Genomic DNA, 19,029 nt, shown 5'->3' on the forward strand with positions numbered 1-19,029 from the left:
AGGAAAGGGGCCATTTTGCGGTTTCCGCGAGGGGAAGTCCAACGCCTGCAAAGTAATGCCCCTCAGCCCTTCCCAACCGCCATCGTCAGTGCAAGGCATCGCCCACCCATGCATTCAAGTTACGTTGTACTGGGAGAGTTCCCGTGCCAACGCCGCAAGTTCCTGATCATTCGCCCGTTTCCAGTCGTGAGAGGAGACATAGCCTTCATATCTTTCAAAGTACTTGTCGACACTCGACGATATTTTCCTGAATTCACTTCCGTTGCCCGTGCCGTGAAGAGGAAACAATTTGGCATGCAGGTGATCGATGCCATAGCCTTCGAAGATCATGGCGGTACGCCCGACATCGTCCAGTACCGAATCGAGCAAACGTGCCACTCGCTTGGCGGCAATGACCAGTTCACTCAGCACGTCATCTTCCTGATCGAATATATAACTTGAACGATGAATCTTGGGGATCACCACCGTTGCCCCACGGGTGTTTGGGAATATCGAAAGAAACGCCATATGTTTGTCGTCTTGCCAGAAGACATGAGCAGGGGATCGGCCCTCAACGATTTCGCAAAAAATACACATGGGTCAGTCTCCTTCCCCTGAACAATTGAATCCTCTGGAATCCCATCGGGCCACGGTGGTCTTCTGTTGGCCAAACGTGCGCCTCGCCAGGGAAGCGATCAAGTTTGCGCTCAATATCGAAGCCAGCGAGAAATTCATCGGGCCATAACTGGGCATGATTGCGCTAGGTAACGCCGACCATTGTTCGCTCTCCGCCAACCGGGCAGCCGCTTCTATCTGCTGGCAATCCTCGGGAAGGAAGTGGAACGAAGCACTCAGGTGGTGAAGGTAGCCTCCCGCCACCACAGGCACACCGCATGCCTTGGCAATTTTCCAGCCATTGCGCGCCAGGCTCGGAGGGTTGTCGGCAGTAATGGCAACACCTTGCACATTCTCAATGGCCATTTCACGCAGTTCGTCTAGCTGTGCGCTGCGATCCAGGCAGATGACATCAACCCCATCAAAGCGCGCTTCAAGAGCCCGCTTGAGCACATCGACCTTTTTTTGCCCAACATCGGCCAGTGTCCAGAACACTTGGCGGTTCAAATTGCTCCGCTCGATGACATCAGCGTCTATCAACAGGAACTGTCGCACCCCCGCCCCCGCCAGCAGCATGCAGATGGAACTGCCGATCCCGCCACATCCCACCACCATGACCCTGCTGCGCCGCAATGTTGCGATATCGCTGATGACGTCATCACATTGCCTGGCAGAACACAGCAAGTAACTGACCGTTCGGCTGGTGTCCGGGTTCGCCAACAGGTCCAATACCTGGTTGACCTCATGCGGCTGCCCTGCCACCAAGGCTCCGGTATCGACCAGGGCCCGATGCAAGCCAAGCTCATCACCTTGAGCCGCCCGGCTTATGCCAGCAGGGCCATTGATCAGGACTTGTCCATCCTGATATGAAAAAACAGTGGATGGAACAATCACGCCTACCGGCCTGTCGCCAGCAAAAAAGATCAAATCGTCCATGATAAGTCCTGAATGAAGTCAGGGGACCAAGTCCCCTGATTCTGAAGCTAGCCTAGGCTTTGTACGAAAAGTGCCTGCGCGACGATCATGCTGCGTTGAAAACAGGCTGGTGCGCCAGCCCGGTCGGAATGCTCATTGACAACCAGTCAAGTCGTGCGCGACTCCGACCGTTCCTCGCCTGTTTTCGCCTTGCCTGATCGCCGCTCGGCGACTTTTCGTACAAACCCAAATACTCTCAGTTACCGCACTGCGGCAGGAATCTGTAATTGATATCGCTGCAGCGCGAACGGTCGAAGTTTGCGGTGGTGGTCGAGTGAGGAATCAGCATCTGTTCCTTTGTGGTCAATTGCCCAGGTTCCTTCTCAAGCGATACGGACGCTTGAACCACTGGGGCACCTAGGGCAATGATTGCTGCGAAGCCGAGCATCTTTTTCATCATAAACTCCATTTAACTGACGAGAACGATTATCGTTCGCGATTGATTCTATCGATATCCTCACCTGCGTCAAGGGTACGACTGCAAGGAATGCTCGACCGTCCTGTACTATCGGTTTCCAGACAACCACCAGGAGCAGGTGATGGCCGTTGAGGTGAATGAAATGGACCGAACCAAGTGGCAATACGACGAACCCGCTCCCGGCATCGAGCGAATCATCGAAGAGGCCTTCGATGGTTACCACCAGCAAGCGCGCCTGCTAATGCCAGAACAGGAACGTGCGCCAGCAGCCTTCGTGATCGGCGGCGCCCGCTCAGATTTCACCCGGCTCAATCCGCTGCTGTACCGCTTGCAGCGCCAGGGCATCGGCTCGCTGACCGGCAACCTCTCCGGCCACAGCCTGGCAAGCGAGCCCGGGGCGAAGGACGCCTCGCTGGCCAGCAACCTGCAGGAGGCCCTGCGCTTCCAACAGCACCTAGACGCTCGCAGCGACACGGTGGTCGGCCACAGCCTGGGCGGCGCCATCGCCCTAAAGCTGGCCGCCCAGCGCCCGAGCGTGCGCAAGCTGGTGCTGATCTGCCCGGCGGTGTATCCCGATGCGGCCCATGACGCGCCCTTTGGCCCCGCGTTCACCGAAGCGATCCGCAAGCCGTTCGCCTTTCTCGATTGCGACAGCTACGCCTTCCTGCGTCAGTTCCAGGGCCGCGTGCTGCTGGTGATCGGCGAGTACGACGGGCTGAACTCGAAGGTCCATGGCCAGGGCGCCGGCACTTCGGCCGGCACCCGTCGACTGGCGGGCGTCGAGCGCTACAGCCCGATCCCCGAGGAAGTCACCCACGCCTTGCTGCGCTCGGTACCGGCGCCCCATGTGGAATGCCTGATGCTCACCAATTGCGACCACGGCATCGCCGCGCACCTGCGCGACCGGCCAGAGGTGGCGGACCAGGTGGCTGATGCGGTGAGTGCCTTCATCCTGGCGTGACGCTTTTTCATTGGCCTGACACGACCTCTGTAGGAGCGGCTTCAGCCGCGATCACCCGTGCAGCGGGTGCCGGACACCGCGGTGTCCGCATCGCGGCTGAAGCCGCTCCTACAGACTGCGGTGGCTCACTCGATCTCGAACAACCCATTGCTGACCATCCCCGCACTCAGGCGGTCACGGATGTCGTCATCGATGCGTGGGTCATCAGGGCGGTACAGCTTGATCTGCCGATAGGCATTGATGCGGTTGATCTCCTCGCCCAGGTACTCCCACACCACCCGGGTACACGCCGGGTTACGGCGGTCACCACTGGAAACCCCGGTCTTGAGGCCATTGAGGCGGCTGATGCGGCTCTTGAAGCTGGGGATGAGGATGGTCTGGCTCATCTCGTTGAAGGTCAGCGACTCGTAGTCAATCAGGAACATCCGGTCCTGCAGCTGGAATGCCGCGCCGAGGTAGCGGCAACGCACTTCGGCATGCTGGTCCAGGCCGGAGCTGCGCTCCTGACGCTCCTGGCGCTCGAACAGGAAACTGCCGCGCTCCTCCCACAGGTGCACCAGCGACACCAGGATCGAACCCGGCACCGACATGCAGTTGGAATACTCGAAGTAATAGCCGCAGTAGCGCGACAGGTTGCCGGCTTCTTTATGCAGGGGCTTGAACAGTTCGCTGATCGGGTCGTCCTGCGGCCCAACGCGCTGCTCCTGGCTGCGCGCGCCAATCAGGCGGGCGAACTGTTCGTGGGGCAAGCCCAGCTCGTAGTCCTCCACGCCGAAGAAGTCGCCGATGCGCTTGAGGTTGTACGCCGTCGGGCGGCTTTGCCCGCTCAGGTACTTGTTGAATTGTGCCCGATTGATCGACAGCTGCCGGCAAACCTCGGAGATAGAGCGGTAGTGACTACAGGCGAATTTGAGGTTGACAGCGAAATGATCGCCCATGATGCGGGGGTCCAGGTGATGCGAGTGGTGCCATTCTAGCATCAAGTCGCACCAAAATTGAGCAACCCGCGAAATTGTAACCACAGTTGTCATAGCCAACCATGCGCCCCCAATGAATAGCGGTGCGCCTGCCGCCCGCTGGTCTTTCCATGCGAAGAATAAGAATCGAGGTCATTTTCCAATGCTCGAAGCACTCAACGATTTCCTTTCGGGGAAACTTCTCATCGTGCTGATTGTCGGTCTCGGCAGCTACTTCACGATCCGCTCGCGGTTCGTCCAGTTCCGCCATTTCGGCCACATGTTCGGTGTCTTCAAGGAATCTCTTCGCGGCCAGGCAGGCCAACTGAGCTCGTTCCAGGCCCTGATGCTGAGCCTCGCCGGCCGCGTCGGCGCCGGTAACATTGCCGGTGTCGGTATCGCCGTGACCCTCGGCGGCCCAGGCGCCGTGTTCTGGATGTGGGTCACCGCGCTGGTGGGCATGTCCAGCAGCTTCTTCGAGTGCACCCTGGCCCAGGTCTACAAGCGCGCCGACGGCGACGGCCTGTACCGCGGCGGCCCGGCGTACTACATCCAGCACGGCCTGAAGCTGAAAAGCATGGCCATCGTGTTCTCGATCCTGCTGCTGGTCACCTATGGCTTCGCCTTCATCGGCCTGCAGTCGTACACCGTGACCCACTCGCTGCAGAACGCCTTTGCCTTCGATCCGAAACACACCGGTATCGTCCTGGCGGCCCTGCTGGCCCTGACCTTCATCGGCGGCATCAAGCGCATCGCCGCGGTGTCGGACCTGCTGGTTCCGGTCAAGACCCTGGCCTACATCGGCGTGACCCTGTACGTGATCGGCACCCAGATCGAACACGTGCCGGCCATGCTGGAAACCATCTTCAAGAGCGCCTTCGGCCTCGACCCGGCCTTCGGCGGCCTGCTTGGTAGCGCCATCGTCATGGGCGTGAAGCGTGGCGTGTTCGCCAACGAAGCGGGCCTGGGCAGCGCGCCGAACGTCGCCGCCGTGGCCGCCGTGAAGCACCCGGGCGCCCAGGGCGTGGTCCAGGCCTTCAGCGTGTTCCTCGACACCTTCGTGATCTGCACCTGCACCGCGCTGCTGATCCTGCTGTCGGGCTTCTACACTCCGGGCTTCGAAGGTGACGGCATCGTCCTGACCCAGAACTCGCTGGCCGCCGTGGTCGGTGACTGGGGCCGCCTGTTCGTCAGCGTCGCGCTGTCGCTGTTCGTCTTTACCTGCATCCTCTACAACTACTACCTGGGCGAGAACAGCCTGCAGTTCCTCAGCCGCAACCGCGCCGTGCTGATGACCTTCCGCGGCCTGGTGCTGGCGCTGGTGGTGTGGGGTTCGACCCAGGACCTGTCGACCGTGTTCGCCTTCGCCGACATCACCATGACCTGCCTGGCGTTCGTCAACCTGATCGCCCTGGCCATGCTGTTCAAGGTCGGCCTGCGCGTGATGCGCGACTACGACGCACAACGCAAGGCAGGCATCAAGCAGCCGGTGTTCGACTCCAGCAAGTTCGCCGACCTGGACCTGGACCGTGGCGCCTGGCCGGCCAATCCGCAGGCTGAAACAGCCACTGACAAAGCCGCCGCCCAGGCGCACGCTCAGCGCTGATATTCTCCCCTGCCCCAGTCGCCCCGTCCGTGGGCGGCTGACCTTTTCTTTGTCTTCGGGCCCCATCGCCGGCAAGCCGGCTCCTACAGGGGATCGCCTCGCCCCAGGCATGCTTTGCACCTGTAGGAGCCAGCTTGCCGGCGAAAGAACCCGACATCGCTACGGAATGTTTCCATGCGTGTAGTCAAGAATCTTCTCGTCCTTTACACCGGTGGCACCATCGGCATGCTGCAGACCGCCGAAGGCCTCGCACCGGCCGGTGGCTTCGACGCGCGCATGCGCGAGCACTTCGCCGCCTGCGGTGATGCACCGACGCTGCAATGGTCGCTGCGTGAACTGAACCCACTGATCGACAGCGCCAACATGCAACAGGCCAACTGGCTGGCGATGCGCGACGCCATCGTCGAGGCGGTCGAGCGTGATGGCCACGATGGCGTGCTGGTGCTGCACGGCACCGACACCCTGGCCTACAGCGCGGCGGCGTTGTCATTCCTGCTGCTGGGCCTGCCGGTGCCGGTGCTGCTGACCGGCTCGATGCTGCCTGCCGGCGCGCCGGACAGCGATGCCTGGGCCAACCTGCTTGGTGCCCTGAACCTGTTCGAAAGCGGCCTGGAAGACGGCGTGCAGCTGTACTTCCACGGCCAGTTGCTGCATGGCTGCCGCGCCTCCAAGCTGCGCAGCGAGGCGTTCGACGCCTTCACCGTACTACCTCGCCATCGTGAGGGCGAGCGCGCGCCTGAACTACCTACCCGCCTGGACTACCGCCAGCCACGCCAGCCGGTCAAGCTGGCGGTCATGCCGGTGTTCCCCGGGCTTGCCGCCGAACACCTGCGTGGCCTGTTCGACAGTGGCATCCAGGGCTTGGTACTGGAGTGCTACGGCAGTGGTACCGGGCCATCCGACGATCAGGCACTGCTCGACGCCCTGCACGACGCCCGCCAGGGTGGCGTGATGATCGTCGCCATCAGCCAGTGCCCGGAAGGTTCGGTGGTGTTCGACACCTACGCGGCCGGTAGCCGCCTGCGTGACACCGGGCTGGTCAGCGGGGGTGGCATGACCCGCGAAGCGGCACTGGGCAAGTTGTTTGCGTTGCTGGGCGCGGGGTTGGACGTGCAGGCGGCGGAGCATTGGTTCGCGCTGGACCTGTGCGGCGAGCGCGCCTGACGCGCAAACGTTCCGTTCGCCATCGCGGGGCGAGCCCGCTCCCATGCGTCCTGTACAGGGCATCGTGGGAGCGGGCTTGCCCCGCGATCGTTTCATCTTCTGGAAAAATGGCGGAAGGCAGCGGGAGTCGAACCTGCCCGGGAACGGCTGCCGTCCCCAACCGGGTTTGAAGCCCGGCCGCGCCACCGGGCGCGATTGCCTTCCTTGAAAATCAGGGCCCGCGTTGCGGCTGGGCCAGGGCGCTGTCGACGCGGACATGACGCAGGTCACCGACCCGACGGGTCAGGCCAATGCGGTCGAAGTACTCAAGAATTTGCACACTGCGCTTGCGACCGATGGCCAGGCCATCGCGAAACGCCGCGACCTGCACTATCGGCGATGTCGCAGCCTGGCGCAACAGCAGCTCTGCCATGCGCCTCAGCGTCGTCTCCGGGTAGAACAGGTCACGCACCACCTGGTGCACCAAACCCAACCGGGCCAGCTTGCGCAACAACAGGCGCACGTCAGCCTCCGCACAACCCTCCTCGCCAGCCAGAGTGCGCACCCAGGGCGGATCGAACTCGCCCGCCAGCAGGCGCGGCAACAGACGCGCCCACAACGCGGTATCCGCGTCGCTCAACTGGACCCGGTGATCCGGCAGGTGCAGCCATGGGCCACTGCTGCTGATCGCGTCTTCGCCCAACAACTCATCCAGCAGGCTGACAAACGCGGGGCGCTCCAACGGCAGCGCGGTAAAGCGGCGCAACCGATCACGGTCCGGGCCAAGCTGATCAGGCTCCTGTTCATGGAACCGCGCCAGGCGCTCCAGCACCTGTTGCTTGAGCGCCTGCCACTGTAGGCGATCGAACAACAGCTGACCTTGACGCGTGGCAATCACCAGCACCGTATCCGGCAACTGCCAGGTCTCGCGCAGGCGATTGAACTGGCGCTCCAGGCGCTGGGGCTCGAGACCGCCGGGGGCCGCCTCCAGCAAGGCGGGCAGCGCCTGTTCAAGGTTGTCGGCTTCGCGCAGCACCTGCAACTGGCGCAAGCGCGCCTCGCTGCGCCGCTGCCGGCTTGGTGCGAAGGGGTCGAGCACACGGCCACCCCCCAGCGTGCGCTGGGCGCGCTGGTCACGCAGCACCAGACGATCCCCATGCACCGCCTGCAACGGTGCATTGAGCAGCAGTTGGGCGAACATGCGCTGGCCAGCCCCGAGCCGTTCCCCTTCGAGCAACGCGACCCGGGCAGTGACATCCTGGGTCCCCAGGTGCACGTGCACCGCGCTGAAATGCTCGAACACGCGGGTTTCTCCCGCCAGCAAGGTGAGGTCGATATCGACCCGCACGCTGGGCGCATGCAACCACTCCGGCATCAGCCAATCGCCACGATGTACCTGCTCGGCCGAGAGCTTTTCCGCGCTGATGTTCAGTGCAACCCGCTGCCCAGCCTCAGCTACCAATGCCGCCTGGTTCTGCGCATGCAGGCCACGCACCCGTACCGGTTTGCCAGCCTTGCCCAACAGCAAGGTGTCGCCCACGCTGACCCGCCCGGCCAGCGCCGTGCCGGTAACCACCACCCCAGCCCCGGAAACCGCGAAGGCACGGTCCACGGCCAGGCGGAAACCGCCTCGCACACTGCGTTGACGAACCTGCGCCTCGGCCGCCAGCAAGGCCGCGCGCAGGGCGTCGATCCCCTCGCCGGACAGGCTCGAAACCGGAAATTGCCTGGCCCCGGCGTATGGCCCCGCCGCGAGCAGTTCGCTGACCTGGGCCTGGACCTCGGTCAACCGCGCCGGCTCGACCCGGTCGCATTTGCTGATGACCACCAGCGCCTGGGGGATGCCCAGCAGCTCGATGATCGACAGGTGCTCGCGGGTCTGCGGCATCACCCCGTCGTCAGCGGCCACCACCAGCAGCACCAGGTCGATGCCATGGGCGCCGGCAAGCATGTTGTGGATAAAGCGCTCATGGCCGGGCACATCGATGAACCCCGTCAGCGGCGCGCCTTCGGCCAGCGCCGCATAGCGATAGCCAAGGTCGATGGTCATGCCCCGGGCACGCTCTTCCTGGCGCGTATCGCCGGCCTGGCCGGTCAGGGCCTGGAGCAGCGCGGTCTTGCCATGGTCGATATGGCCGGCGGTACCGACGATCACTGCACCGGCCCCAGTTGCAACGCCGGCAGTTGCGCCAGCCATTGCGCCTCGTCATCCAGCTGGCGCAGGTCGAGCCACAGGGCGTCGTCGTCGATGCGCCCGAGCACCGGTACCGGCAGGTCGCGCAACGCCCGCTCCAACACATGCAGGCTGCGCCCGCGCAACTTCTTCGACACTTGCGGACGCAGGCACAAGGCCGCGCTTGGCAAACGCGCCACAGGCTGGCTGCCGCTGCCGATCATGCCCAGGGCCGATTCCACGCGAACCTCCCACTGCGCCCCCAATCGCGTGGCCAGCGCAGGTGCCAGGCGTTCAGCCTGTGCAGCGATTTCAGCCTGGGGCCGGGTCAGCAGGCGCAGGCTTGGAAGGCGCTCGGCCAGCCGATCAGGGTTGCGGTACAGCGCCAGCACGGCTTCGAGTGCCGCGAGGGTGATCTTGTCCACCCGCAAGGCACGCTTGAGGGGATTTTTCTTGATCTTCGCGATCAGTTCCTTGCGCCCGACAATGATCCCCGCCTGCGGTCCACCGAGCAGCTTGTCGCCGCTGAAGGTGACGATGTCGGCGCCGTCGGCCAGCGCCTGGCGCACGGTCGGCTCGGCGGGCAGGCCCCAGCGGGTCAGGTCAAGCAGGCTGCCGCTGCCCAGGTCCTCGAGCAGCGGCAGACCCTGTTCATGGGCAATGCGCGCCAGCTCGGCGGTGGGCACCTGGGTGGTGAAGCCCTGGATACTGTAGTTGCTGCAGTGCACGCGCATCAGCAGGCCGGTGCGCGGGTTGATCGCGCCTTCGTAGTCACGGGCATGGGTGCGGTTGGTGGTGCCGATCTCGTGCAGCTTCACGCCGGCGCGGGCCATGATGTCGGGGATGCGGAAGGCGCCGCCGATTTCGATCAGCTCGCCGCGGGAGATGATCCCTTCCTTGCGCGCGCCCAGGCTGTTGAGCGCCAGCAACACGGCGGCGGCGTTGTTGTTGACCACGGTGACGGCCTCGGCGCCGGTCAGTTCGCGGATCAAGCCTTCGATCAGGTCATCGCGGTCGCCGCGCTTGCCGGTGTCGAGATCGAACTCCAGGTTCAGCGGGTAGCGGGCGGCGGTCTGCATGGCGTCGATCGCCTCTTCGGGCAGCAACGCTCGGCCGAGGTTGGTGTGCAGTACCGTGCCGGTGAGGTTGAAGACGCGGCGCACCTGGCTGCGTTGCTGGATGGCCAGGCGTTCGCCGGCGCGGCCCAGGAGCACTTCGGCGGCCAGTTCGGCGTTACTCAGTTGGCCGAGGCGAGCAGGCTCGCGCAAGTCATCGAGCAGTTGGCGCAGGCTGGCCAGCACTGCGTCGCGGCCATGACGGTCGATCAGCGGAGCACAGACCGGATGGCGCAGCAGGGTATCGATGGAGGGCAGGCGTGGGGTGTCGCTGGCGAGGCTTGAAGACATGCGGTACTACCTATGACTGATCCGTTGTCTGTTCTGGCCCTTTCGCCGGCAAAGCCGGCTCCTACGGGAGAGGTGCCGTCCGATGGGACGCCTGTAGGAGCCGGCTTTGCCGGCGAACGGGGGCAACTCGGTATTGCAGTGTAGACCCGTTACCCTCCCCCCGGCGCCAGCAGCAGGTTGGGCGCCAGTCGATGGAAACCCTCCTCGTCCAAGCGCATGTCCAACGCCAGGCTCGCCAGGTCATCGGCCAGCGGCTCGGCCGCGGCGTCGTTCTCCAGGTAGCACTGCTTGAGGTAGCTCTCGCACCCAGGGCAGCACTCAGCGCGCAGAGGCGCCTTGCCTGACGCATGTCGGTCATCGTCAAGATTTGTGTAGCGCAAATCCTTGCTCGACTCGCAGTACACGCACTTGACCCTCACCACATGCCATTCGCAGGCACACAGCGAGCAGGCCAGGTAACGCAGGCCATTGTGCTTGCCACGGTTGCGCACCACCCCGGCCATGGCCGGCGATCCGCAAGCCGGGCACTGGGCCAGGCTGCCCGCTGGCTTGAGCTCGGGCGCAGGCAAGGCCAGCAGCCAGCTGGACCACGCCGCCTGCAACGCAGCACCGATAAAGGGCACCAGTGCCGCCGGCACCGCGTCGTACTGGCCACCGAGCAGGGCAATCGCCCAGCCCTTGCGCTGGGCATCGTCGCTGCCACACAGCGCATTCAGCGCCTCGGCCAGTGGCCCGTCGGATTCGGCCTCGAAGCGCTCGAGCAACGCCTGCAACCAGGCCAGCCACGGCCCTTCACGCACCAGGCTGTCGGCCGCCAGGGGCGGCAAACCATGACTTATACACAGGCGCTGGCGCTCTTCGGCCACTGGCAAGCCAGCAGGCGGGTTATCCACAAGCCACTGCTGAATCCGGCACAGCCGGGCCATCAGTTGCAGGTAGTCACCCAGGGCGTTGCCCTCTGCCAGGTGCTCCAGCCGCGCGGCGCGCACCTCGAAGAGGTTGGCGGGGGGCAGGTGCAGGAACGGCGGCATCACCGCCGACGCTTCGATCTGCCCAGGTTCGAGAATCGTACTCAAACGGTCATCCTTCTTTTCCACCGTGGTTGTGTGGCGTCTTGTCGCCGGTCACTTCCCGGTACCACAGTTCATGGTGCTTGCGCGCCCAGGCCCGGCTCACCCAACCATGCAGCATCGCGCCGATCGAGCCCTTGATCCAGATCCCGGCATAGATGTGCACGATGATGCTGAGGATCAGCACGAACGCCGCGAGGGCATGCAGCAGCGCGGACAGACGAATGACCTCGATGCCGAACCAATGGCTGAAGTACGCGCGCCAGATCACCACGCCGCTGACCAGCAGCACCAGCATGCACGCCAGCAGCGTCCAGAACAGCAGCTTCTGCCCGGCGTTGTACTTGCCGATCGGCGGCACGCCCTCTTCCTTGTTGAGCATCACCCGGTCAATACGGCGCAGCCACAGGCGGTCGTTGGCGGTGATGAAGTTGGCGCGCCAGAAGCGCAGCACCAGCCCGAGGAAGAACACGAACATGCCCACGCCGATGAACGGGTGCAGGATCCGCGTCCACGGCCCGCCACCGAACAGGTGGCTGAGCCAGAACAGCGCCGGGTGAAACAGCGCCAGCCCCGACAGCCCGGCCAGCACGAACAGGATCGCGACGATCCAGTGGTTGCTCCGCTCGTTGGCGTTGTAGCGCAGGATGGGTTTGTTGTCGTTCATGGCCGCTGCTCCCCCTGCCCGCCTGGGCGGTTCGGATCATAGACATGCACCGCCGGGTCCACCTGATGCACGCTGCTGTCCACAGGTGCCGGGTGTTCGTCCTCCTCGACCCGCTGCGGGCCGACGCGCACGTAGTGGAAGAACCCGGCCAGCACCGCCGCGCCCATGGCCAGCAGCGCCAATGGCTTGGTGAAGCCCTTCCACAGCCCCACCAGCGGGCTGATCACCGGCTGGTCCGGCAGGCCGGCGTAGATCCGTGGCGTGTCGGCGTGGTGCAGCACATACATCACATGGGTGCCGCCGACGCCGTCCGGGTCGTACAGCCCGGCCTTGTCGTAGCCCCGCGACTTCAGGTCGACGATGCGCTCGTCGGCATGCACCTTCATCTCCTCCTTGCTGCCGAAGACGATCGCCCCGGTCGGGCAGGTCTTCACGCAGGCCGGCTCCAGGCCCACGCTCACGCGGTCGGAACACAGGGTGCACTTGTACGCCTTGTGGTCCTTCTGCGAGATGCGCGGGATGTTGAACGGGCAGCCGGTGATGCAGTAGCCGCAACCGATGCAGTGGTCCTGGTTGAAGTCGACGATACCGTTGGCGTGCTTGATGATCGCCCCCGGGCTCGGGCAAGCCTTCAGGCAGCCTGGGTCGGCGCAGTGCATGCAGCCGTCCTTGCGGATCAGCCACTCCAGGTTGCCGTCGTCGCGCTCGTGCTCGGTGAAGCGCATCAGGGTCCAGGTCTCGGCGCTGAGGTCCTGGGGGTTGTCGTAGGTGCCGTGGTTGTGGCCGACCTCGTCACGCAGTTCGTTCCATTCCGAGCACGCCACCTGGCAGGCCTTGCAGCCGATGCACTTGGTGGTGTCGATCAGCTTGGCGACTTCCTGCTGCTGGCGTACCGAGGGTGGCACGGTGGTGGTGGCCGAGCGGGCGATGATGTCTTGGCTGGCCATCAGAGTTTCTCCACTTTGACGAGGAACGACTTGGACTCCGGCGTCTGGGTGTTGCCATCACCGAGGAACGGCACCAGGGTGTTGGTCAGGTAGCCGTGCCGCGTGGCGCCGGTGAAACCCCAGTGCAACGGGATGCCGATCTGGTGCACGGTCTGGTTGTTGACCTGCAGCGGACGGATCCGCTTGGTCACCACCGCCACCGCGTCGATATGCCCGCGCTTGCTGGACACCCGTACCCGGTCGCCGGCCTTGATGCCTTTCTCGTTGGCCAGCACCTCGCCGATCTCGACGAACTGCTCGGGCTGGGCAATGGCGTTGAGCCGGCAATGCTTGCTCCAGAAGTGGAAGTGCTCGGTCAGCCGGTAGGTGGTCGCCGCATGGGGGAACTCGTCATGCGTACCCAGGGTGTCCCACACCGAATCGAAGATCCGCCCGGCCGGGTTGCTGATGGCCTTCTTGTTCTGCGGATGCAGCGGGTTGATGCCAATCGGCGTTTCGAACGGCTCGTAGTGCTCGGGGAACGGCCCCTCGGCCATCTTGTCGACGGCGAAGAACCGCGCCACGCCCTCGGGGTTCATGATGAACGGGTTCATCCCTGCTTCCGGTGGCGAATCGACCTTGAAGTCCGGCACGTCGGTGCCGGTCCAGGCCTTGCCGTTCCACCACACCAGGCGCTTCTTCTCCGGGTCCCACGGCTTGCCTTGCGGGTCGCTGGAGGCACGGTTGTAGAGGATGCGCCGGTTGGCCGGCCAGGCCCAGGCCCAGTTCTGCACCTGGTGCATGCCGTACGGGTCGCTGTTGTCGCGCCGGGCCATCTGGTTGCCCTGCTCGGTCCAGCAGCCGGCGAAGATCCAGCAGCCGGACGCGGTGCTGCCGTCGTCCTTCATCTGGGCGAAGCCGGCCAGCTGCTGGCCGGCCTTGAGGGTGGCACCGGTGGCATCGGTGAGGTCGCTGACCGCCCAGCCGTTCATCTCCTTGGCCAACTCCTCCGGCGAAGGCTCTTCCGGGACCTTGTACGGCCAGCTGAGGTTGAGCATCGGGTCGGGGTAGGCGCCGCCTTCGGCCTGGTAGCGTTTGCGCAGGCGCAGGAACAGCTCGCTCATGATGTGCACGTCGGTGCGGGTCTCACCCGGGCCGTCGGCGCCCTTCCAGTGCCACTGCAGCCAGCGGCTGCTGTTGACCAGCGAGCCGTCCTCCTCGGCGAAGCAGGTGGTGGGCAGGCGGATCACCTCGGTCTGGATATTGGCCGTGTCGACGTCGTTGAACGCGCCGGCATTGCGCCAGAACTCGGACGTTTCGGTGGCCAGCGGGTCCATGATCACCAGCCACTTGAGCTTGGCCAGGGCCGCGGTGACGCGGTTCTTGTCCGGCAGCGCAGCGATCGGGTTGAACCCCTGGCACATATAGCCGTTGACCTTGCCCTGGCCCATCATTTCGAACATGCGCAGCACGTCGTAGGCCGGCACGTCGAGCTTGGGCAGCCAGTCGTAACCCCAGTTGTTGGCGGCAGTGGCGTTGGCGCCGTACCAGGCCTTCATCAGGCTGACGTGGAACTTGCCGTAGTTCTGCCAATAGGACAGCTGCCCCGGTCGCAGCGGCTTGGAGGCGCGCTTGTCGATGTAGGCGGCGTAGTCCTGCTCGGCGTCGCCGGCCAGGGTCAGATAACCCGGCAGCGAGTTCGACAGCAGCCCCAGGTCGGTCAGGCCCTGGATGTTGGAGTGCCCGCGCAGGGCGTTGACCCCGCCGCCCGGCATGCCGACGTTGCCCAGCAGCAACTGCACCATGGCCGCGCTGCGGATGATCTGCGCGCCGATGGAGTGCTGGGTCCAGCCCAGGGCGTAGAGGATCGTCATGGTCTTGCCCGGCACCGAGCAGGTGGCGATCTCTTCCCAGATCTTCATCATCTGGTCCTGGGGCATGCCGCAGGTCATGCTCGCCAGCTCAGGCGTGTAGCGGCTGTAGTGCTGCTTCATCAGCTGGTAGACGCAACGCGGGTGCTGCAGCGTCGGATCGACCTTGGCAAAGCCGTCCTCGCCCAGCTCGTAACCCCAGCCGGACTTGTCGGCATAGGTGCGCTTGGCCGCGTCGTAGCCGCTGAACAGCCCGTCCTCGAAGCCATAGCTCTCTTTGACGATGAATGACACGTCGGTGTAGTTGCGCACGTACTCGTGCTGGATCTTGTCGTTGCTCAGCAGGTAGTTGATCAGCCCGCCCATGAAGGCGATGTCGCTGCCGGTACGGATCGGCGCGTAATAGTCGGCTACGGAAGCGGTACGGGTGAACCGCGGGTCGACCACGATCAGCCGCGCCTTGTTGTGCGCCTTGGCTTCGGTCACCCACTTGAAGCCGCACGGGTGCGCTTCAGCGGCGTTGCCGCCCATCACCAGGACCAGGTTTGCGTTGGCGATGTCAGACCAGTGATTGGTCATCGCGCCACGGCCATACGTCGGGGCAAGACTTGCCACCGTCGGGCCGTGTCAGACACGCGCCTGGTTATCGAACCCCAGCATGCCCAGCGAACGGATCACCTTGTGCGTCATGTAGCCCGCTTCGCTGGAAGCGGCGGACGCGGCGAGGAAGCCGGTGGTGAGCCAGCGGTTGACCGTCTGGCCCTGGGCGTTCTTCTCGATGAAGTTGGCGTCGCGGTCCTGTTTCATCAGGTCGGCGACACGGTCGAGGGCTTCGTCCCAGCCGATGCGGGTCCACTCGTTGCTGCCCGGCTTGCGCACCTCGGGGTACTTGAGGCGGCTGGGGCTGTGGATGAAGTCCAGCAGGCCGGCGCCTTTCGGGCACAGGGTGCCGCGGTTGACCGGATGGTCCGCGTCGCCCTCGATATGGATGATGTTCTGTTTGACGTTTTTGCCCGCGTCACCCTGGCTGTACATGATCAGGCCGCAGCCGACCGAGCAGTAGGGGCAGGTGTTACGGGTCTCGATGGTGTGCGCCAGCTTGAAGTGGCGCACCTGCTCGGCGAACGCGGGTGTCGGGGCCATGCCCAACGCCGCGAGGCTCGAGCCTCCAAGGCCGACGGCGGCGACCTTGAAGAATTGCCGACGGTTGAGGTCCATCGCGCACTCCTGATCAGGTTCGGGCGCGCGGGACATGGCCGGCGCCTCAGGGACTTCACGGTGGCGGCAGGCAGACGCCGCCAACGGTTAAGACTAGTCAAGAAATCGGGAAGTGGGATGACCTGGGTCATGGTTTGAGTGGGAGCCGGGCTATTGCTGGGCCACTCTCAAGTACGACGAGTTTGCGGGAGGTCTCCTACCCATTCTGCCGCTGAGGACGCTATCGGCTCGGATGCGTATTCGCTACTTTCGTCAACCCACACCCGCCCCTCATATTTCATCATATTTCAGGAGATCCGCGGTGAAGGATTTACACATTGAAGAGCTCGAACTCATCGCGGGTGGGTACGGTATCCCCGGAGCTGTTGTCGGTGCAGCCGTCGCCGGAGCCGGCTACATCGGGTACCAAACCATGAAAGGCGAAGGCTCGATCGATGATTTTGCAACGACTGTGGCGGCAGGTGCTATCGGCGGCTTCGTAGCTGGCCCTGCAGGTGCGCAAGCTGTTGCAGCCGGAGCTATCGCAGGCACACAGGTCAGTTTTTATAGCGGTATGGCAGGCGGAATGCTAAACAACTGGATGAATGCTGCAGGGACTAACTATAACCGATAGCCGCAACAACCCCACTCCTAGTGGGCGCATCAGCAATGGATCAATAAAACATGGATGCCTTCGGCGTATTAAGATTTGCACTTAACATAGGTGCGAGCCTGCTAGTTTTATTTATGATAAAAATCATACTTTCCTGTTTCAAAAAAAACATATCGGATCCCTTATACTTTTCGCTTGCCATCACCTTGTCCACCTTAGTAGCGATCTACATCGCCGATCGCTGGTCACGTACATTGGCCGACGCATTAGGCATCATTGAATGCTAAACATGGAGCCCCTTGAAGCAATCAGGCTCAGCCTTACAGTAAGCGCAGCCCTCATCAGCTGCATACTAATGAAACTGCTCCTTTGGATTTTTAAGCCCAGAATCCCGGAGCCTCTGGAGATTCCATTGCTCACCGGCGTGCCCGCCATAATCGCAGCTCACATCACAAACACTTATTCGCAAGCATTAGTTTCTCTACTCGGGTTGACAAAGTAACTGCAAAAGCAAAACCCTTCCACTTCGCTAAAAACAGAAATACATTTACCGCCATGCAATCCAGCCAACGAAACGTGAGCTTGTATAGAGCGATGGCGGAAGGGGCGTTATAAATCGCGGACTAGATACTGCCTGGACCAACCATTTGCCTGGAAAACTAGAGAGTGCGCCGCCAGCAAACAATTGAAACGCCAAAAACCAATATCGCCATTAACACACCGCTGTCACCTTTAACCCGACGCCAATGAGATAATTGAGCACGGCAGTATCGAATCTGACGACTTCAAGATCCCCCACGACGGTCTGGTCACCAAGCAGGAGTAAATCGGGACAGGCACCGCCTGATCAAGTCATCGACCTATGAACGCCTCGCGACTAGAAAAGTGCAGGTGAGGGGGCAGGCCCAAGACTACACCGCACCGCCTGAAAGCTGGGTAGCCCCCTGATGCCTCAAGACCCCCAACGCAGAGCCTGCCAACGAGGAAACGATTGGCAACATATATGTTCGGATTTTTTCACAAATGAATATTGTTACTATTCGCTATGAATTATCATCCGCGCCGCGCAGGAAGACGCCCATGATAATTTCAACAGGTTCGCATTGATGCCCGCCCCTTCAGCCGCCGCCACTCCCCTGTTCCGCCCGGAAGCCGTCGCGGCGGTTCAGGAACAGCGCTTCGGCAATGTCCTGATCCATCAGCCATGGGGATACCGCATCGCCGCCCTGGTGGCCGGCCTGCTGATCGTGTTGATCGCGGCTTTCGCCTACTTTGGAACCTATACCCGCAAAGCCACTGTGCGCGGCCTGTTGATGCCCGAGCACGGCATGTTGCGCCTGACCGCCACCGGGACCGGCCTGCTGACGCAGGTGCGCGCCACGGAAGGTCAGCAGGTTGAAAAGGGCGATGTGTTGTTCGTGATCTCCGGCGAACGTCTGTCCGGGGCTGGCGGGACACAGGCGATGATCGCCGAGCAGCTGGGGCAGCGCCTGAACCTGTTGTTGCGCAACCGGGCACTGGCGGACGAGCGCCTGAAAAGCCAGTCGCACATGCTCGACACTCGCCTGGCGACGATTGCCAGTGAGCTTCAGCAGTTCGCCGAGGAAGTCCGCCTGCTGCAACGCCGTGCGGAACTGGCCAAAGTGCAGTTGGGGCGCCAGCAGGAACTGGTCGACGCCGGCTTCATTTCTATAGCGCAGTTGCAGCAGGCCGAGGGCGACTGGCTGACCCTGCAGGGGCAGTTGCAGGGCAATCAGCGCGCACGCGCCAGCCTGGAGCGCGAACGTACCGGGTTGCTGGCCCAGCGCCAGGAAGCCGAACTGCGTCATCGCAGCGAGATGAGCGAGGCCGACAGCGCCACCGCACTGGTCAAGCAGGAGCAGGCCGAGAACCAGGCGCGCAGCGAGTTGGTCAATGTGGCGCCATACGCCGGTACCCTGACCGGGCTGAGCGCGCAGGTCGGCCAGCAGGTGAATGCCGGTGCGTTACTGGCCAGCCTGATCCCCCGGGGCGCCACCTTGTATGCCCACCTGTATGCCGCGCCACGCCAGGCAGGCTTCATCGAGCCGGGCCAGAAGGTGTTGATGCGCTATGCCGCCTATCCGTACCAGAAGTTCGGCATGGCCCACGGCCGCGTCGTCGATGTCGCGAAGAGCCCCTATGCCACGCAGGAGCTACCCGCGCACATCGCCACCGCCCTGCAAGGGCAAGGCGCGCCGGCTGAACTGTTCTACCGAGTCACCGTGGCACTCGACGCTCCCGACATCGCCCTGTACGGGCAGCGTCAACCGCTGCAGGCAGGCATGCTGCTGGAGGCGGATGTGCTCCAGGACCGGCGAAGACTCTATGAATGGGCACTGGAACCGCTCTATTCGGTGACAGGCAGGTTTCACGATTGATTCAAGCCCGGGAACGAGACCCGGGTAGCTGGAATGTCTAACAAAGAAAAGTAT

Annotated in this window: 15 protein-coding genes and 1 tRNA gene; 5 read left to right on the plus strand and 11 right to left on the minus strand. The window is 63.2% G+C overall.

What is annotated here, in order from left to right; translation table 11 throughout:
- Nucleotides 1-114: 114 nt before the first annotated feature.
- From P5705_RS15560 to P5705_RS15570, 3 genes are all read right to left on the minus strand, one after another.
- Nucleotides 115-576: an HIT family protein gene (locus tag P5705_RS15560; RefSeq protein ID WP_277461732.1), complete on the minus strand. Its 462-nt coding sequence runs from the start codon at nucleotides 574-576 to the stop codon at nucleotides 115-117.
- 3 nt (nucleotides 577-579) lie between these two features.
- Nucleotides 580-1,530: a ThiF family adenylyltransferase gene (locus P5705_RS15565; protein WP_277461733.1), complete on the minus strand. Its 951-nt coding sequence runs from the start codon at nucleotides 1,528-1,530 to the stop codon at nucleotides 580-582.
- 235 nt (nucleotides 1,531-1,765) lie between these two features.
- Nucleotides 1,766-1,966 (minus strand): hypothetical protein, encoded by a 201-nt coding sequence (locus tag P5705_RS15570; protein ID WP_277461734.1) that lies wholly within the window; start codon nucleotides 1,964-1,966, stop codon nucleotides 1,766-1,768.
- A 163-nt stretch (nucleotides 1,967-2,129) separates the two neighbouring features.
- Here P5705_RS15570 and P5705_RS15575 point away from each other — a divergent pair, with 163 nt between their 5' ends.
- Complete coding sequence (locus tag P5705_RS15575) at nucleotides 2,130-2,948, plus strand: alpha/beta hydrolase (protein WP_277461735.1); 819 nt, start codon at nucleotides 2,130-2,132, stop codon at nucleotides 2,946-2,948.
- Nucleotides 2,949-3,073: 125 nt separating this feature from the next.
- On the opposite strand, the gene P5705_RS15580 is transcribed toward P5705_RS15575, so the two are convergent.
- Complete coding sequence (locus P5705_RS15580; protein WP_240066521.1) at nucleotides 3,074-3,886, minus strand: helix-turn-helix domain-containing protein; 813 nt, start codon at nucleotides 3,884-3,886, stop codon at nucleotides 3,074-3,076.
- 181 nt (nucleotides 3,887-4,067) lie between these two features.
- On the opposite strand from P5705_RS15580, the gene P5705_RS15585 reads away from it, so the two are divergent.
- Together P5705_RS15585 and P5705_RS15590 are read left to right on the plus strand one after the other, a co-directional pair.
- Complete coding sequence (locus P5705_RS15585) at nucleotides 4,068-5,510, plus strand: alanine/glycine:cation symporter family protein (protein ID WP_277461737.1); 1,443 nt, start codon at nucleotides 4,068-4,070, stop codon at nucleotides 5,508-5,510.
- A gap of 174 nt (nucleotides 5,511-5,684) precedes the next feature.
- Complete coding sequence (locus tag P5705_RS15590; protein ID WP_277461738.1) at nucleotides 5,685-6,674, plus strand: asparaginase; 990 nt, start codon at nucleotides 5,685-5,687, stop codon at nucleotides 6,672-6,674.
- Between the two features lie 108 nt (nucleotides 6,675-6,782).
- Here P5705_RS15590 and P5705_RS15595 read toward each other — a convergent pair.
- The 7 genes from P5705_RS15595 to fdnG form a co-directional block, all read right to left on the minus strand.
- A tRNA-Sec gene (locus tag P5705_RS15595) sits at nucleotides 6,783-6,878 on the minus strand.
- 7 nt (nucleotides 6,879-6,885) lie between these two features.
- Nucleotides 6,886-8,808 carry a selenocysteine-specific translation elongation factor gene (gene selB / locus P5705_RS15600; RefSeq protein ID WP_277461778.1) on the minus strand — a complete coding sequence of 641 codons (1,923 nt, stop codon included), beginning with the start codon at nucleotides 8,806-8,808 and terminating at the stop codon, nucleotides 6,886-6,888.
- Entirely contained in the window at nucleotides 8,805-10,232 is a 1,428-nt protein-coding gene (gene selA / locus P5705_RS15605) for an L-seryl-tRNA(Sec) selenium transferase (protein ID WP_277461739.1), read from the minus strand. The genes selB and selA overlap by 4 nt, the downstream gene beginning before the upstream one ends.
- Nucleotides 10,233-10,381: 149 nt before the next feature.
- Nucleotides 10,382-11,308, minus strand: coding sequence for a formate dehydrogenase accessory protein FdhE (gene fdhE, locus P5705_RS15610; protein WP_277461740.1), 927 nt, complete (start codon nucleotides 11,306-11,308; stop codon nucleotides 10,382-10,384).
- 4 nt (nucleotides 11,309-11,312) lie between these two features.
- On the minus strand, nucleotides 11,313-11,969 hold the full coding sequence (locus tag P5705_RS15615; RefSeq protein WP_213659352.1) for a formate dehydrogenase subunit gamma: 657 nt from the start codon (nucleotides 11,967-11,969) through the stop codon (nucleotides 11,313-11,315).
- Nucleotides 11,966-12,916, minus strand: a complete 951-nt coding sequence (gene fdxH, locus P5705_RS15620) for a formate dehydrogenase subunit beta (RefSeq protein ID WP_011531942.1) — start codon at nucleotides 12,914-12,916, stop codon at nucleotides 11,966-11,968. The genes P5705_RS15615 and fdxH overlap by 4 nt, the downstream gene beginning before the upstream one ends.
- Nucleotides 12,916-15,984 (minus strand): formate dehydrogenase-N subunit alpha, encoded by a 3,069-nt coding sequence (gene fdnG / locus P5705_RS15625; RefSeq protein WP_277461742.1) that lies wholly within the window; start codon nucleotides 15,982-15,984, stop codon nucleotides 12,916-12,918. The genes fdxH and fdnG overlap by 1 nt, the downstream gene beginning before the upstream one ends.
- Before the next feature lie 301 nt (nucleotides 15,985-16,285).
- Here fdnG and P5705_RS15630 point away from each other — a divergent pair, with 301 nt between their 5' ends.
- A complete protein-coding gene (locus P5705_RS15630) occupies nucleotides 16,286-16,597 on the plus strand; it encodes a hypothetical protein (protein WP_277461745.1) in 312 nt (103 codons plus the stop codon).
- A 1,085-nt stretch (nucleotides 16,598-17,682) separates the two neighbouring features.
- Nucleotides 17,683-18,975 carry an HlyD family secretion protein gene (locus tag P5705_RS15635; protein WP_277461746.1) on the plus strand — a complete coding sequence of 431 codons (1,293 nt, stop codon included), beginning with the start codon at nucleotides 17,683-17,685 and terminating at the stop codon, nucleotides 18,973-18,975.
- Nucleotides 18,976-19,029 lie beyond the last annotated feature (54 nt).

It is taken from the genome of Pseudomonas entomophila (genome assembly GCF_029478665.1).
Taxonomy (GTDB): Bacteria; Pseudomonadota; Gammaproteobacteria; order Pseudomonadales; family Pseudomonadaceae; genus Aquipseudomonas; species Aquipseudomonas entomophila_F.

Bases quoted from the DNA above. Each gene is read 5' to 3' on its own strand.
- P5705_RS15565 (WP_277461733.1), bottom strand. From the start codon at position 1,530: ATGGACGATTTGATCTTTTTTGCTGGCGACAGGCCGGTAGGCGTGATT.
- P5705_RS15560 (WP_277461732.1), bottom strand. From the start codon at position 576: ATGTGTATTTTTTGCGAAATCGTTGAGGGCCGATCCCCTGCTCATGTC.
- P5705_RS15585 (WP_277461737.1), top strand. From the start codon at position 4,068: ATGCTCGAAGCACTCAACGATTTCCTTTCGGGGAAACTTCTCATCGTG.
- P5705_RS15635 (WP_277461746.1), top strand. From the start codon at position 17,683: ATGCCCGCCCCTTCAGCCGCCGCCACTCCCCTGTTCCGCCCGGAAGCC.
- P5705_RS15570 (WP_277461734.1), bottom strand. From the start codon at position 1,966: ATGAAAAAGATGCTCGGCTTCGCAGCAATCATTGCCCTAGGTGCCCCA.
- P5705_RS15590 (WP_277461738.1), top strand. From the start codon at position 5,685: ATGCGTGTAGTCAAGAATCTTCTCGTCCTTTACACCGGTGGCACCATC.
- fdxH (WP_011531942.1), bottom strand. From the start codon at position 12,916: ATGGCCAGCCAAGACATCATCGCCCGCTCGGCCACCACCACCGTGCCA.
- P5705_RS15615 (WP_213659352.1), bottom strand. From the start codon at position 11,969: ATGAACGACAACAAACCCATCCTGCGCTACAACGCCAACGAGCGGAGC.
- selA (WP_277461739.1), bottom strand. From the start codon at position 10,232: ATGTCTTCAAGCCTCGCCAGCGACACCCCACGCCTGCCCTCCATCGAT.
- P5705_RS15575 (WP_277461735.1), top strand. From the start codon at position 2,130: ATGGACCGAACCAAGTGGCAATACGACGAACCCGCTCCCGGCATCGAG.
- P5705_RS15580 (WP_240066521.1), bottom strand. From the start codon at position 3,886: ATGGGCGATCATTTCGCTGTCAACCTCAAATTCGCCTGTAGTCACTAC.